An 18,397-nucleotide genomic window follows, 5' to 3' on the forward strand; every position below is an offset into this window, starting at 1 on the left:
AAAGAAATAAACATGAATAAAATACAACACTTCTTCTTTTTACTTCTATTCCTTTCTTTTTCTGAGGCAATAATGGCTCAGGAAGAAATTATTCATTCTGTTTATTTCGATTTTGACAAATTTAAACTCGACGAAAAACAAGCAAACGAAACAGTCAATTTTATAAAAAACATAGATTCTACTCGTATTGAATCAGTTCAAATTTTTGGCTATTGCGATGATCGTGGCAAAGAATCTTATAATTTTAAACTATCTAATAATCGAGCTTCTGTAATTCAGAAAAAACTAGTTGCAAGTGGAATTAGAAGTAAAATTATTGTCACTATTGAAGGCAAAGGCCGCGTCATGATTGACGATGATATTATAGAAAATCTTCCCGAAGTTCGTTCTAAAAATCGTCGTGTCGATGTGGTTATAAATATGAAACCATTGCCAAAAATTCAGATGCCTGGCATGTTCGATATGGTTCAAAAAAAACATATTGTAGGTGATAGAATTTTTTTAGGTGATGTTCTTTTCGAAAAAGGCAGTAGTAAACTAAGTGTTAATGCGAAAAATGATCTAGAAAAAATTGCGAAAGCTTTACTTAAATTTAAAAATTTACAGTTTGAAATACAAGGTCATGTTTGTTGCACGCCTCCTTACCAGAAAGAAGCAATAGATAGAGATACTAGAAAAAGACAGCTTTCTACTAATAGAGCTAAGGTTGTTTACAATTTTTTTGTTGCAAAAAAAATAGACAAAAAGAGAATGGTTTACAAAGGATATGGTACGTCAAAACCTTTAGGGAAAGAGCCACAGTATGATCGAAGAGTCGAGCTTGTGATTACTAAAATTTAAGATTTTTTCATCTCAATATGCGGAATATCATCTTCTAAATACATTTCGGTTGTTTTCACAAAACCGTGACTTTCGTAAAATTTCTGTAAATACATTTGAGCAGAAATCGTGATTTGAGTTTTCCCGAAATGTTGCTTTATTCCAGCAATAGCTTCAATCATAAGATTGTTTCCCCATTTCTTATCACGGAATTTTTGAGCTACAATAACACGTCCTATCGAAGCATTATCAAAATAATCACCTGCATCAAATAATCGGCAATAAGCCACCAATTCGTCATTGTAATAACCTAAAACATGAATTGCTTTCTGATCTTTGTTATCTATGTCTTGATAGACGCAATTTTGTTCGACTACAAAGACCTCACTTCTTAATCTTAGTATTTGATATAACTCTTGAGTAGAAAGTTCTTTAAAAGGCTTTATTTTGAATTGTAACGACATTGTGCGATTTGTTTGCTACAAATGTAACAAAAAAGGGAATCTTACGATTCCCTTTTTTTATGCTTTTATTTTAAGTTTCATACCTGGTTTCAGGTTTTCATCTTTAATGTCATTTAGTTTCTTAATATCAGCAACTGTAGTGTGGTGTTTTTGAGAAATGCTAAACAATGAATCTCCTTTTTGTACCACATATAGTTTTTGCTCTTGGTATTTGTCCTTTTTCTTAGTGTCTTTTTTAGAAACTTCGGCAATAGCTTCTATTGATTTTTCAATTTTAAGCTTCTCTCCTACTTTTACAACATTACTGTCTAGATTATTCCATTCTTTTAAATCATCAACGGTAACGTTATTGTTTTTAGCAATTAATGAGATATTATCTCCTTTTTTGATTGTATAAAAAGTAGTTTCTGTATTTGGTTTTACTTCTTCATCTGCAACGGCAACAACTGGAGACTCAGAAAGTTTTAATTTGTCACCCAATTTTATGTTTCCGTCTTTTAGATTATTCCATTTTTTTAAATCGGCAACATACAATCTGTGTTCTTTTGCAATACTAGTTAAGTTTTCGCCTTGTTTTACAATATGCTCGTTAACAACAACTGGCTTTTCTGTTATAAGTTCTGTTTTTTCTTTTTTAGAAACCTGTTTATCAAGAACAGCAACAGCTTTTTCTTCTGTTAATTCTGTTTTAGATTCGGCTTTGGCTTCAAGAATAGTTTTTGGTTTTTTTACTTTCTGAACTATTGCAATTCTCTCTTCGGTAATAATTTTTAGGCTTTTACCTTGTTGTACTTTATTGCTTTTTAAGTGATTCCATTTTTTTAAATCCGACATGGCAACATTGTATTTGTCGGCAATATCGCTTAAGTTATCTCCTCTTTTTACTTTATGAAATTTAGTTCTAGAAACATTTTTCATAATGGTTTTAGTTTCTACCAAAGCTTCATCTATATTCTCACTTCCAGAAATAGAGTCTTTACTAACCTTAAGTTTCGCTTTTGCAGCAAAAGGTCTTTCTCTGTTTTTCTCCTGATAATTTACATAAGCATACATCTTATCTTCGTTTGAAGCAAAAATGGCTATTTTATCTTTTGGCAAACACAAAAAGTGAGTTTCGTTAGTTACATACGGGATAACTTTCATTTTGTATGAAGGATTAAGGAACTCTATCTGCGCTTCTGGCATATCTAACAATGCCGAAATTTGTTTGAAGGTCATTTTATTTTTTATAGCTATAGTATCTACAGCAAAATGGTTTGCAATTGCTCTTTCTGGTACAATTCCGTGCTCTTTATGGTATTCGAAAATATACATTGTTGCTAGAAACATAGGAACATAAGATGCTGTTTCTTTAGGTAAAAACTTTCTGATATTCCAAAAATTCTGATGTCCGCCAGAACGACGAATTGCTTTGGTTACATTTCCTGCTCCAGAATTATAAGAGGCTAGAACCAATTCCCAATCGCCAAAAATCTTATACATATTACTCATATATTGCGCTGCAGCATCACTTGCTTTTAGAGCATCACTACGTTCGTCTACATAAGAATTTACATTAAGCTTGTATTGTTTTCCTGTTTCGTACATAAATTGCCACAAACCAGTTGCGCCAACTCTAGAAACTGCTTTTGGGTTTAATGCAGATTCGACAATGGCTAAATATTTTATTTCTAATGGTACATTATATTTTGCCATTGCTTCTTCAAACATTGGAAAATAATATTGGGAAATTCCCATTAGTCTTTCAAAAGATCTTTTTCTGTTTTTAAGAAATGATTTGATAATATTTTCTAAACCAACGTTATATTCGATATTAAACGGAGATTTCTCGTCCATTAATCTTAATCTTTCTTTTAACAATTCAGTAGGCAATTCAAAATCGACTGTTTGGTCAAGATTAATATTCTTTATATCATCAAAAAGTTGTTTAGAAATATCGTCATTTGTTAATTCTTTAAAACATTTATCATCTACACAAGCAGACATCTCATCTATGACATAAGTTGTCTTTAAAGAATCTAAAAAAGATAGTTTTAACTCAGGTTTCGTAACAGAATCCTGTAAAACAATATCCTGAGAAAATATATTTGTGACCGAAAATAGAAGTAGTAAAAAGGCAAATTTCTTATTCATCATAATAGTAGGTATTATAAAGTGTTATATTTCAATATGTTGCGCTGGGTACAAACATAAAGTCTTAAAACGTAAAAAAGGTAAAAAAATTGTTAAAGTTGCAAAATTTAATCTAAAATAGCTGCAATTCCTGGCAAAACTCTTCCTTCTAACATTTCTAACATGGCGCCACCACCTGTAGAAACATAACTCATTTTATCTTCAAGCCCAAATTGTTTTACTGCCGCAACACTATCACCACCACCAACAAGTGAAAACGCACCGTTTTTAGTTGATTCAGCAATAAAATTACCTAATTGAATGGTTCCATTAGCAAAATTTGACATTTCAAAAACACCCAAAGGACCATTCCAAAGAATAGTTTTTGATTCTAAAATTACTTTTTTGAAATTTTCTAACGATTTTGGTCCAGCATCTAGACCTTGCCATCCATCAGGGATTTTATTAACATCTATAACTTGAGTTTCGGCATCATTCGAAAAAGAATTAGCAGCAATAACATCGACTGGAAGGTGAATTTGAACATTTTTTTCTTTAGCCAAACGCAAAATTTCCAAAGCCAATTCTTGTTTGTCATCTTCGCAAATAGAGTTTCCTATTTTTCCACCTAATGCTTTTACAAAGGTAAATGTCATTCCGCCACCAATAATCATGTGGTCTACTTTGTCTAAAATATTTTCAATCACGGTGATTTTTGATGAAACTTTACTTCCACCCAAAACTGCCGTAACTGGTTTTTGACTGTTTTTAAGTACTTTATTTAAGCTTTCTATTTCTTTAGCTAAAAGCGCTCCAAAACATTTATTATTAGGGAAAAATTGTGCAATTATTGTGGTCGAAGCGTGTGCTCTGTGTGCTGTACCAAAAGCATCATTCACATAAATATCTCCTAATTTTGCTAACTTCTTAGAAAATTCGATATCGCCAGCTTCTTCCTCAGGATGAAAACGAAGGTTTTCTAATAATAAAACTTCACCTGATTTTAGGTTTGAAGCCATGTTTTCTGCATCTTCACCTATACAATCTGAAGAAAATTGAACTGAAACTCCTAAAATTTCTGATACTTTAGCAACAATGTGTTTTAATGAATATTCTGTTTGAACACCTTTTGGTCTCCCTAAATGTGACATTAAGATTACGCTTCCACCATCGGCAAGAATTTTATCGATTGTAGGTTTTGCGGCTTCAATACGAGTAGCATCAGTAACATGAAAGCTTTCATTTAGCGGAACATTAAAATCTACTCTTATTAAGGCTTTTTTATTATTAAAGTTGAAGTCGTATATAGTTTTCATTGTTGTAATATTTGTTTGAAGTTTTTAAAAGTTGTTTGTTTGAAACTTATATTTCCTTACATGCCTTATATGGTAAATAATTAAACCATATAAGGCATGTAAGGAAACCTTAAGAATTATCTCAATAATTATATTTAATCGTCGTTATTTTCTTTTTGTGTACAAGGACAATTACTAGCTTGTTGTAAGAAATCGAAACCTAAAGTAACCATGTGTGTTCCTGAATTATAGGCTGACAGTTCGTTTAATGTTAATTGATAAGAATAGCCTAAATAAAACCCTCCTTTTTTAAGACCTAACATTGGACCTACTGTAAGTGGTTTCATTGGCTGATCGTTAAGAAAACGATACGTTGCGCCCATCCAGAAATACCCTGTTCTTTGATTGTCTAAGTATCTTAACTTAACATTCAAATCGGTACTAGAACGACCATCACTCTGAAAATATTGAAAAAATGCAGACGGTTCTATTTCCGTTCTACTATCTCTATTTCCTCTAAAGGTGTATCCTGTGTATACCTGATAATTTCTCAATAAATTAGGCTCTAGATTAATAGGTGATGATTTGAATTTATCAAGGTTTTTATTTAGCACATTCGCCGTATTAAATGCTAAATAGAAAGCCTTTCTTCTATACAATAAACTCACATCGAAGTTGTCATTAGAAGTATATCTATCATTAACAATTAATGGGAAATTAATAAGGTCAAAATTTCCTGTATCAATTTTGAAACTATTAAAGTTATAAGAAATACCAAAAGACAAATATTGTTTAGAATAATAATCCAGAATAATATGATGCGCAAAAGAGGCTTTTAGCCCTGTTTGCCTTGTATATCCATTCTTATCGTTGTATAACGAAAGTCCTATTCCGGATTGATTAGCAATTCTAAAATCTGCATATAATGCCTGATTTGCTGGAGCATCTTTGATACCAACCCATTGGGCAAATCCATTTAGCCTAATTCTAAAATTATCACCTATTCCTGCATACACTGGCGCGATAACAAATGGGTTATCGGCCAAATATTGTGTTGCTGGTGGAACATTTAACTCTTGTGCAAAATTCTTTGTACACGATAGTAGAACAATCGCAATCAGGAACTTTTTCATTTTAATTATTTTATTTGGAGACGTTGTCATAGTTCTTGAATTAAAATTATCTGTACAATGTAAAATGACCTACATATTCACTATCATTACCCGCATCTACTTTTATTACATACCAGTAATCTCCTGAAGGTAATTCTTGTCCGTTATACTTACCATACCATTTTTGTCCTTCTAACAATTCGGCAACTTTACGACCGTATCTATCATAGATGTAAGTTACTATATCAGGATAGTTTGATGTGTTTTTTGGACCCCAACCGCTGCCATCACCAGGTGTATACACGTTGTCGATTTTAATAGGTATAAACACCACAGCTTTTGTTGCTGTATCTGTACAACCTTTACTATCGGTAACTGTTACTGTGTAAGTTGCTGAATGATCATAAATATGAATATTATTTGGACCATTTTGAACTGTTGCTCCCGTTTCATCTTGGAAAGTATAAGTATATGGCGCTGTTCCTCCTGTTACAGGGTTTAAAGTTGCAACAAGTTGGTTAAGGAATACTTGCGTTAAACTTAAGTTTAAAGGATCTATATCAGTCGCATTAATCGTAAACGAATTTGTTGCTTTATCACAACCATTTACGTGGAAAACGTAAATAGTATGTGGCACACCAGAAATTAACAAGCTAGGATATGCTGCAGAAGTAAATATATTACTTGCCTGAGCACTTGCTGAACTGTTTACATCTAATGAGAACAAATAATCTGATAAAGGTGTAAAAGCTAATGATGGTGTGTTACTTAAGTTAAGAACCTCAACTCTTACCGCAGGACTATTGCTAACACAAGGATAGGTTACTTCCGCTCTTGGGTCATATAATACGCCACTTCCTAAAAGTTGTTGGTTTTCAGATTTACAACCATTACCATCAATTACAATAGTAGTATAATTACCTCCATTTAATCCTGTAAAGTTGTAAGTTGTAACACCTGCAGCTAAAGCAATAATTGGACTTGTAACCACTGTTGTAGAACCTGGGTAAACGACAGTATAAGTTACACTATATGGCGCTGTACCTCCACCTATTCCGCCAACGGTTATTTCTCCTAAGTCTAATTCTGCACAATCTTCATCTACAAAAGATGTTATATTAGAAGTCAAAGCTGTTGGTTGGTTGATAGTAATGTTATTAAAAGTTACAAAACAACCATTTTGATCTTGAATAATTATTGTATAACTACCTGATGCAAGATTTGGAACATTAAACCCTCCTGCTACATAAGGATTTGAAATTGTTATAAACTGACTTAGATTAGGTGAAATAGCATATTGTATTGCTCCGGTTCCTCCCGTTATTACAAGATTTACAGCTCCATCATTACCTCCATTACATTTTACTGGAATTGGAGTGTACGCAACATTAAATGGTGTTGGCTCTGTAATTATTATACTTGGCGAATCCTTAGGACAATCTAAACTCTGAACATGAACAATATATGTTCCTGCTGGTAAGTTCGAGAAGTTTCCAGGAGTTGTTTGCGTTGGTGCTGGCAAAATAGGATTTCCTGCACCATCAAGTAATGTATATACATAGTTTAACAATCCGCCTGTTGCTGTTGCAGATATTGTTCCTGTTGAGCTTCCTCCACAAAGAATATCTTGATGTGAAAGTGAAGAGATTGTTAACGGATCTAAAGGCGTAATAATTACATCTCCAGAAACTAAGCTGTTACAACCATTAGCATCTTGAATATAATAATGATATGTACCAACTGGAACAGGAATTATTATTGATGGATTAAATGATCCAATAAACGGTCCACCTGGTGTAGTACTATAACTATATGGTGGTGTACCACCAGAACCTGTAAGGGTTAGTGTAGCTTGTGTTAAACATGTTTGTGTTGTAGCAGTAGACAAACTAGCAACTACTTTAGCCGGTTGTGCAATTACAATGTTGGCCGATGTGAATGAACAATCAAAACCATCTGTAATTGTAACAGTATAAGTATCTGCACATAATCCTGTTAACACAATTCCTCCAAGAGGTATTGCAATAGGACCTGAATCAGAAACTGTTGGTATTGTAGAATGCAATACATAAGAATAATTACTTCCTTGTCCTCCTGTTGGATAAGAAATACTTATTGTTGCATTACAATCTCCAAAACAAGCTACCGTTGGTCCACTTGATGTAATAACTGCATTAATTGGTAATGGATTCGTTAATGTAACATTGGTTGATGTAATACATCCTCTAACATCTTTTACATAAACAGTATAAGTGCCTTGCGACAATCCTGTAAAGTTTGGATTAGAGCTATAAGAAGTAATAATTGCAGCACCTATCTGAAGTTGGAATTCATACGGAGCTCCCCAACCACCAGTAGCTGATGCTGTAATCGTTCCGTCGTTATTTCCTGTAACACAAGTTATAGGTGTACTAGTTGTTGAAACAGTTAAGCCACTTGTTGGACCAGAAATGGTGAAATTTTTTGTCACAGTACAAAATGGCGTAGCAATTAATGAAACATTTGCTGTATATATTCCTGATGGCAATCCAGATATAGTAATTGGACCAGCAGTAGCGCTAGATCCGGATGTAACTGGTGCTCCCAAACTATTTAAAATTGTATAATTAAATGGTCCAGCATCGTTTGTTGGTGTCAAATCATTATCTACAATTGTAATATTTACACTTCCATTATTACCACCAAAACAAGTAACATCAACTACATTATTAAGTAACAAATCAAACGTATTTGGATTATTAACATAATGTATTGTTTGCACGCTACATCCTGTTACTGGATTTAACACTGTAATTATATAATCCCCTATTGTTAAACCAGTAAATGTTGGCGAGTTTTGTGTCACATTATACGGAATTGCATTTGTTGGATAACCCGTAACAGTATAAGTGAAAACTGGAGGCACACCGCCAGCAGTAGTAACTGAAATCGTAATTTGTTCGTTTGTAGTACAAGTAATTGGATTATTTACAACAACCGTAGGATTACTTATTGATATATAAGGATTTATTACTGCAGTAGTAGTTCCTAAACAACCTTTATTATCAAAAACATTGATAGTATAAGTACCTCCAACTACATTTGCTGTAGAATATGTGTTGCTAGATCCACTTTGTTGTATAACTCCACCTAATATAAATTCATAGTTTGTATAAACTCCTGAACCTCCTGTAACACCCGTAACGGTAATTGTAGCGAGATTTACAGCATTTGTTCCTGCAGCACAACCAAATTGTGTGATTGTTGTTGCTGGTACAACTATTGGGTTAGGCGTTCCTACGATAACGTTGTTGTCTATTAATTGACAGCCTCTACCTGAAATTACTTGAATAGTATAAGTTCCTGTTGGCAATCCTGTAAACACATTCGCTGTTTGAACAGCGGTGGTAACTGGACCGGCAGTAATTTGATAAGTATAAACAGGATTATTATTTCCTGCTGCTAAATTTACAGTAATTGTTCCATCTGTTCCTCCACTACAACTTACATTTGTAGGTACAGCTGTAAATGTTACTGGTGTAGCAGTGCTTAGTGTTACAGATACATTTTTAGTACAAGTTGTTAAAACATCTGTAACCGTTATTGTATAGGTTCCTGAAGGCACATTTGAAAACACATTACCAACTAAAGTAATTCCTGCTAGATTAGGTGCAATAGAATAGTTATAAGTACCAGAACCTCCAACAGTATTTACTGTTATACTACCATCATTATTTGCACAACTTGGTAAAGCAGTAATTGATGGATTAACCCCAATTGGTGGGTATACTGTAATTGAAGTACTAGCCGTACAACCGTTTTTATCTTTAATAGTTACTGTATAAACACCTGGTGCAGATACAGTAAATGTTCCACTACTTTGGAATCCTGCACCTATAGAATATGTTAATGGTGCTAATCCTGTTCCTGTTGCTGTAAATGTATATGATGTTCCTGTAGATGTACATTGATCAGATGCAAAAGTTGGCAATGTAACCGTAGGTAGTACATCAGTAGCAATAGTTACATCAATAAATGTGAAGCAACCGTTAGCATCTTTTACATAAACATCCCATTGTGTATTTGTAGCTGGATTTAATACAGCAGTATTAGATGCTGTATAATCTGCTAATACTGGTATAAATCCGTTTTGAACAAATGCATAAGTATAAGCAGGCGTTCCTCCAGATCCAATAACAGTAACTTGAGCTCCTGAATTACAATTTGCATTAATATTAGATGCTAAACTCAATGAAACTTGAGATGGTGAAGCAACTGTTACAACATTCGAAATTTTAACACAGAAAGGACTCGCAGTTTCTGTAACTTGAACAGTATAGCTTCCTGCTGGTAAACCTGATATCACTAGTGGATTTACAGCTGTATTTCCTACTCCACTTACAAGCGGTAAACTTCCTAAAACAGTATAAGAATAAGCTCCTGTATAACCAGAAACATTAATACTAATTGCTCCATTATTACTTCCAAAACAAGAAACTGGTGTACTTGCTGTTGCAACAACATCAATTGTGTTATAAGGCGCAACTGTATATGCTAAAGTTGCAAAATAACAACCCGTAGTAATATCATTTACTTGGAAGAAATAAGTTCCAGGTGCAGAAATATTAAACTGATTGGTAATACCAACTTGAGTCACATTTGCAGCTCCTAAAGGTAATGTTTGGTAAGTGAAAGTTCCTGAACCTCCCGTTACAGTAATTGTAACTAATTCTGGATTAGTACAAGTTATTGCTGTTGTTTGTGTAACAGTAGCCGCTGTAATGGCTGGTAAAGGGTTTATAATTATTACTTCAGTGTCTATACAACCTTTAGAATCTTTTACATAAACTGTAATGTTTTGAACAGCTCCTGTATTAATAATATTAAAAGTATTAGTAGTAAAATAATTTACTCCATTTATACTGTAAGTATAAGCTGGTGTTCCTCCTGCTCCATTAACAGTAAGTACCGAAACATTTACAGAGTTATTTGCCGCACATGTAAATGGTGTTGCTGATGCAGATGCTACAACTGGTGTTGGTGTTCCTACAATAACATTGTTATCTATTAGTGTACAACCTCTACCAGAATTTACCTGAACCGTATAAGTTCCTGCTGCTAATCCTGTAAAAATATTAGATGCTTGTGGTCCAACTACAATTGGAGCATTTATCTGATATGTGTAAGGAGGGTTATCGCTTGCTCCTGTTAAGTTAATAGTAATTGTACCATCAGTTCCTCCATTACATGTTACACTTGTAGGTACAGCTGTAAATGTTACTGGAGTTGGTAAAGTAAGACAGAATGGAGTATTAGCACTACAACCTGTAGTCGAATCTGTTACTCTAATGATATAACATCCTGCTGGTTGTCCTGCAAACACATTACTTCCTTGAGGCCCTACAATTACAACTGAACCACTTGTTAATAAAGTATAAGTATAATTTGCTGGTGCAGAACCACCAGATGCACTTGCTGTAATTGTACCATTGTTGTTGAAACATGTTGGTTGTGTTGTAAATACAGCCGAAACAATTAACGGTGTTAATATTGTTACCGAAACTGTATTTCCGCAACCATTTTTATCTTTTACCTGAATAGTATGTGTTCCAGAAGACAATCCTGAAATTGTAAACGGAGTTGTATTGGCTACAAAAGCACCACCATCTACACTAAAAGTATATGGAGCGATACCTGCTGTAGGCATAGTCACATTTATTTGGTAAGTTCCTTGAGCCACACATGCATTTACTAATGTAGCTGCAATAACTGGCGAAGGATCTAGTCCAATTGCTACTGTAACTTTTTTAATACATCCAAAAGCATCTCTAACATATACGTCATAATTTCCGCTTTCTCCATTAAAAGGATTCGTAGAACCCCAAAGTCCTGGCAAGGTAGCTGTTGGAGCAACACTTGGCGAAGGTAAATATTGGTATAAATAAGGACCAGTCCCTCCAGAAGCGGTAGGGGTAATATGTCCTGCATTTACATTACAATTATCATTTGTGGTGGTTGCTGACAATGTCAATGCTGTTGCTGATTCTACTATTGTAAAATTAGTTGAAGTTACACCACAACCACGAACTACACCAACATATTCAACAATCTGAATATTATAACTACCTGGAGCCAATGGCCCTACCGTTACTGGAAATACAAACGGAGCTGTAAGAATTCCATCTGTTGCAGCACCAACTGGTAAATTATTTGATGCATAGTGAATACTATAATGAATAGTTGTTGTTGTTGGATCTATTCCAGTCAAGCTAAACGTTACTGATCCATCTGCGCTTCCTTTACAAGTAACTGGATTTGCAACTAAAGGTGTAACATTTATGTTAGACAATGTAGCTGCCGTAGGAGCAGTTTGAAAATAATAACATCCCGTAGTTAAATCTCTAACCACAATTGTATATATAGATCCTGGTATTAATCCTGTAAAAATATGAGTTGAAGGTCCTGGATTAGCAGGCACAAAAGTACTTGACCATGGGAAAGCTGTTAAATTAACTATACCAAATTCATACGGTCCAGACCCTATAATACCTCCCGCAATAGAAACAGTTAAATCAGCTCCTGTAGCACAAGTAGCGACACTAGCAAATGTAAAAGTTAAACCACCTGGGGGACTAGCCATTACTAAATTAGATTTTACGATTGTACAACCATTAGCATCTGTAACGCTCAAATCATACAAACCAAAATCTACACTTGGGAAACAATAATTAGCTCCTAAAGGTTCAACATGAGTTAATGTTGCAGAACCTCCTGTTAAATCTACTAAAGTATATGTATAAGGTGCAACACCTCCTGTTAAACCATTTACACAAATAGACCCTAAAGCATATCCGGATCCAGAAATATTACATGTAATAGGATTTACTATTGCTGTGTAAGCAATTTGTGCTGGTTGCGTTATTGTAACACTTCCGTTAAAAGTACAGCTTTTACTATCTCTTACAATATAAGTATATGTTCCAGCTGCTAATCCTGAATAAGTAAATGTAGAACTAAATCCTAAACCATTAAAATTTACTTGATAAGGTGCAACACCACCAGATGGTGTAATGGTTACTGTTCCAGCAGCATCTCCAAAACAAAGATTATTTGTTTGTGTATGCGTAGCTGCAACTGGGATAAGAGCATTTACAGTATGAACTATAGATTGTGCTGTACAACCTCTTGAATCAGTAACTTGAAACTGATAAGTACCTGCAATAGCTGTTGAATAAGTAAATGGTGATGTAGTTGCTCCAAGATTTGTGAAAGCACCAGCATTAAAACTTACTTGATAAGTAAATGGTGAATAACCTCCAACTATTGTTCCTGTAATAACTGCATTAGGCGAAGCCGTACAATCTAAATCTTTTGTAAGTACTGTGCTAAGTGTAAGTTGTGGTGCAATTGTTTGAACTGGTAAAGTTACTGTACAACCAAAAGCATCTCTTACAATAATTGTATATGATCCTGGTGTTAAATTAGGGAACGTATTGCTTACTTGAAATGCACCTCCGTTAATATTATAAGCATATGGCGCAACTCCTCCTGCAGCAGTAACCACTATTGTTGCTCCTGCTGGGCTAGAATAACAGAAGTTTGATGCTGCTGATATTGTAGCTGTTGGTGGTGTTGCCGCAACAACACTTAAAGGAATAGAAGTACTTACACATAAATTTGCATCACGAACAAGCACAACATAATTTCCTGTAGCAACATTTGTAAATGTACCACTAGCTTGATAAGCAGTAACTATTACTGCTCCTGGAGATGTTTGCAATTGATATTGATATGCTGGCGTTCCTCCAACTGCCGATACAGTTATTGTTGCTCCAGTTAAACAAGTAGCTGGTGTTACTACAACTGAAGGCGTTAATACCGCTGGTTGTGTAATTATTGTTGTAAAAGGGAAGCTACATGCTGTATTAGCTGGATTACTATCATATCTAATTTGGATATTATAAGTCGTTGCAGTTAAACCAGATATTGTAACTGGTGATACTAATGAAGTCGTCCAAGTTGCACCGCCATTTGTGCTATATTGAAAACCTGTCGCTGCAAAATTTTGAGCTGAAATAGTAATCGTTCCGTTGTTACCCCCATTACAAGACACATTATTAGAACCTGTTACCTGAGCTGTAAAAGCTTGATTACATGCTATGTTTATAGGAAAGTTTTTTGTTGTGATACAAGCTATTGGTTGCTGATATACATTTATATCATCAATAGCTGCGTCATTTCCACTGTAAATAATACTTCCAGATCTTATTTTAAATGTAAGTGTAGTATTAGCCCCTGGATTTAATGTTAATGATTTTAATTGCCAAGCATTTACTGTATTGTCTATAATTCCCGTAGATTGAGAAGCAATAACTGTTCCTGATCCATTAACTAATTCTAGTATGAAAGAAGGATCTGCTCCACCATTACCCACAGTTAATAAATTTGCTAAATAAATATCAACAATTACTGGTTGATTTGGTAAAACATTATTGATTGTTTTACTATATAATACACCATTAGGACCTGCTGCAGAACCAATATTTACAGCTAAAAATCTACCTTTTGGATTTGTTCCGTTTGATGTGTGATCACGATATGGAAACCATGCACAATTATTAGGATTAAGTAAAGATGTTACAACATATTGATTGTCATTTACAAACCATGTACCACATGCCGATGCTGGGAATCCAGCAACAGCATTTCCGCAAGGCTGTCCAGCTGGATAAGCTTGAGGATTAAAGCAATAAGCTGCTGCAATTCCTGGTGTTGTTGTATTAGCACCAATACCAAAATCTTCAAACAATAAGTTACTTGGTGTTGGAATATTTGTTGCTTGATAATTTACCGTTACAGTATGAGGTCCACAAGTAACTGGAGAAAATACGTTATTTGTTGGAGGTGTATTAGGTACACCATCTAACAAATAAGTATAAGAAAAACTACCGCCGTTATTGTTTACAGTAACTGTGCTTGTTGCATTTCCGTTACAAGCAAAAACTGGAGGCGTTACCACTATTGTTGGAGCTGCTGGTGCTGGATCTAAGGTTACCGTCATTGGAAAAATACAACCATTTGCATCTTTAATATATACTGTATAAGTACCTGGTAATAAATAAGCTTGGTTTACTCCTGTATAAGTTGCTCCATTATCAAAACTATAAGTATATGCTGGAACACCTCCTTGAGGATTTATAATTCTAACTCTTCCTTCTCCTAAAGGACCGCAACCTGCTAATTCTGAAACTCCTGCCGAAGCTGTTAAGGCTGCAGCTGGTTGTGTTATTGTAATAGTAACTGGCGTTGTCAAACAAACAGCAGTTCCTAAAGTATATCTAACTATTATCGTATAAGTACCTGCAACTAAATTAGGAAAGTTAGGTGTTGGGAAAAATGTTATTCCATCTATACTATACTGTAAAGTAAATCCATTGGCGTTTGTAACATTAAAATTAATTGCACCTGTATTACTACCATAACATAAAACATTTGTTTGAGTTACTGTATATACTGGTGGTGGAACCAATGCAACTGTAATTGAAGTATTTGCAGTACAATTATTGTTGTCAACTACTTGTATATTATAAGTTCCAGCAACTGGTGCTGAAATTATTGGGCTAGATTGTGTTACTGTAACCGCTCCTGTTACATTAAAATTGTAAGGAGGTGTTCCTCCTACTGGATAAACAGTAATTTCTCCAGGCCCACAAGTTAATGGTTTTGTTAACGCTGCAGTTATTGTTAACAATGGTGGCTGAATAATTGTAAAAGGTGTTGTAACACTACAACCGTCTTGTGTAGTTACTGTATAAGTATAGTTTCCTGGTGTTAAATTATTAAACACTGTACTACTACTATTGGTTGGACCAAAAGTGCTAATTAATGTAGCTCCTTGATTAATGCTAAAAGTGTATTGTGGCAAAACGTTGTTAGCCGCTAAATTTATACTTCCTTTATTACCGCTACATATAGGTTGTGTAAGAATTGCCGAAACTGTAAAAACTCTATTTACAATAGGAATATTTGTTAATGTAAACACACAACCCCCTGTTATTCCTGTTTGACGAATACAAACAGAGTGAACTCCAACTGGAACAGTTGTAAAAACATTACTTGCTTGCCAAGTTCCTGTACAATCTAAACTATATTCATAACCAGCAGGAACTCCTGTAATTGTTATTTGTCCTGGTGTAGAACAAACAGCATCTCTTGGAGTAGCTATTGGATTTAATAAATTCTGAAAAACATTAAAATAAAATATACGCGAACAACCTCCAGGATAGTTTATCACAACTCTAAATTGTCCAGCAGTATTGGCTGTATAATTTAATCCTGTTCCTACAACCGTCCAAGTACACGCAGGATTTTCGTTTGCGCAATTAGGGTTTACAACTGCAACACAACTTGCTGTATTTAGTTGTTCCCAACTAATAGAAGTAGCTCCTGTTATAGTTGTAGCTATAAGTTGGGAATCTGCTGCTCCACATAAAAATATAAGTGGTAGTTGTTTTCCATCATTAGGACAAATTACTATTTGATCTGCATAAGGTAAAACAGGATTTGTTAGTGGTGGTGTTCCTGTAATATCTACAACATTTATTGTTTGAACTATAGATTTACAAGGTGTTGTTGTAATTAAATTATTTACAGTATATGTACCTACTTGGTTCACCACTACACTTTGGTTGTTTGTACCAGCTACAGGAGTTATAGTTGCTCCAGGAGGTCCAGACCATGTATAAGTTGTATAGCCGCCAGCTGCAGTCAACGTCACTGTTGTACCACACAAAACTACATCCTGAGTAAAGTTACAAGCATCTAGACCAACTAAAGTATTTGTTGGACTTGCTCCACTTAAGTTACAAACAGTATATGAAGATAAACTAGGGTCATTTGTAATTTGAGCTACATTTAGAACTCCTTGATAAGTAGCAAAAGCCTGATTTGTAATTAAATTAGAACAGGCATCGTCTAATTCTAGACATGTACATAATACTTTTACGCCAAGTTGTATTGTGTATCTTGGAGCATTTATAGGTACAAATCCTTTTGGGATTGTAAAAATAATTGTTCTTGTACCTGCATTATAAGTAAAAGTAATAGGTGGTGTCGCAGGGACAGTAACGGGTGGTGTTGGCAAAACAACCGATGCTGGATTAAAAGAAACATTGGGAGGCAATATATCTTTAATAGTAAAAATATCGGCATCATCATTTCCTATGTTTTGAAACCCAATGGTATAATTTAACGGTTGACACAAAGTTACATTTTGTCCCCCTACATCGGCTCCCGAAAGATCGGCTACTGTTTTTGTAAGTATTATTTTGGGTTCAATAATTTCGACATCGAATGTTGCAAGATAAGCACCGTAAGAATCTCCATTTGTAGTAAGCCTTAGTGTCGCACCAGTTTCATTATTAGGAACAACCGCATTTAGCGGGTTATTTACTTGTACTAAATCTAAATCGAAACCTAGTGTATTAGAACTATTTATATTCCTATTGGTTATTGCAATATTATTATTTGTAATGGAGGAATTAAAAAAATTGTTATTTGGGTTTAGACCATTTGTGATTGTTGTAAATCCTCCTAAAGAATTGGCCTTAAAACGAAGGTTATCTCCAGTATATTCTAAATCTCCTTCTAACGCACCAACACCAATTCTAGCTCTAACAGGAAAAGGTGGAGGTAATGTTACAAAACCATTTACATTAAAATCTACATTGCCACTACCATCTATATTAGCATAACCATCAAAAATGGAAATATATTTACTTGGTAAAGATGGGCTTTCGTAAACAATCACAATAGACCATCCTGCCGAACTTCCTGTATTTGTGTATTTTCCTAATTGTCCTCTTTGATTAGCAACACCATAAGTTCCATTTGCATCTGCTAATCCTTGTAACAAACTTGTAACATTTTTGTAACATACATAAGGTACCCCATATACTCCATTAGTGTTACTTGTATTATTGTCTACAATGATATCATCTTCTTGTCCTACAGGATCAGCTGCATTGTCTGCAACTAATGTTTGGTATGCGCCACCTGGGAGTTTAAATTTTACTTGATTCCAGTCATTTTGCCTAGGTATTGTTATTGTTCCGTTACTTTTTATTCTCTCGAACGGGTAGGTAGCCGTCCAATAAAGTCCTGCATAAATAATTTTTTTACAAGGTACTGTTATATTTAAATCTGCGGTACTAGAACTAAAAGTTGTAGGATCACCATCTATATCAATATAATCGAAATTAAAATTGTTATTGGCTAAACCTCCATTATATGGCGTATTGGCTTCGGCAGTTAGCACTGCTTGATTCGTTACATTATTTGCTGCATCATATGTTGGATTTGTTGTTGTCCTATTGACAATATTGTTACCAACAAATATGATATCACCTTTTAGTTTTAAGTTACCACCCGCTAATCTTTGTGTAAATGGAGTAACAACTTGTGCTGTAATATTGTAACTGCACAGTAAAATTAGGACCGATAATAAGTAGTTTTTGATTCTCATGGGACAACTTTTTGATTCAGAAATGGGACTAAAGTTATTTATTTTTTATTGAATTAACATTTTTTTAGCACTTTATTTTAAAAATAAAGTGCT

6 protein-coding genes are annotated in these 18,397 nt (G+C 34.4%); 1 reads left to right on the top strand and 5 read right to left on the bottom strand.

The window, feature by feature from the left end; genetic code table 11:
* Window positions 1-840 (top strand): OmpA family protein (locus ACKVOV_RS07040; protein WP_409206054.1); only part of this gene is annotated, 840 nt, incomplete at its 5' end.
* Here ACKVOV_RS07040 and ACKVOV_RS07045 read toward each other — a convergent pair.
* The 5 genes from ACKVOV_RS07045 to ACKVOV_RS07065 form a co-directional block, all read right to left on the bottom strand.
* A complete protein-coding gene (locus ACKVOV_RS07045) occupies window positions 837-1,283 on the bottom strand; it encodes a GNAT family N-acetyltransferase (RefSeq protein WP_409206055.1) in 447 nt (148 codons plus the stop codon). The two genes, ACKVOV_RS07040 and ACKVOV_RS07045, sit on opposite strands and share 4 nt — an antisense overlap.
* 57 nt (window positions 1,284-1,340) lie before the next feature.
* On the bottom strand, window positions 1,341-3,419 hold the full coding sequence (locus tag ACKVOV_RS07050) for a LysM peptidoglycan-binding domain-containing protein (protein WP_409206056.1): 2,079 nt from the start codon (window positions 3,417-3,419) through the stop codon (window positions 1,341-1,343).
* A gap of 104 nt (window positions 3,420-3,523) precedes the next feature.
* Entirely contained in the window at window positions 3,524-4,711 is a 1,188-nt protein-coding gene (locus tag ACKVOV_RS07055) for a phosphoglycerate kinase (protein WP_409206057.1), read from the bottom strand.
* A 134-nt stretch (window positions 4,712-4,845) separates the two neighbouring features.
* A complete protein-coding gene (locus ACKVOV_RS07060; RefSeq protein ID WP_409206058.1) occupies window positions 4,846-5,823 on the bottom strand; it encodes a type IX secretion system membrane protein PorP/SprF in 978 nt (325 codons plus the stop codon).
* Between the two features lie 46 nt (window positions 5,824-5,869).
* Window positions 5,870-18,304 (bottom strand): T9SS type B sorting domain-containing protein, encoded by a 12,435-nt coding sequence (locus ACKVOV_RS07065; RefSeq protein ID WP_409206059.1) that lies wholly within the window; start codon window positions 18,302-18,304, stop codon window positions 5,870-5,872.
* Window positions 18,305-18,397 lie beyond the last annotated feature (93 nt).

This window comes from Flavobacterium sp. (assembly GCF_046153165.1).
Lineage (GTDB): Bacteria > Bacteroidota > Bacteroidia > Flavobacteriales > Flavobacteriaceae > Flavobacterium.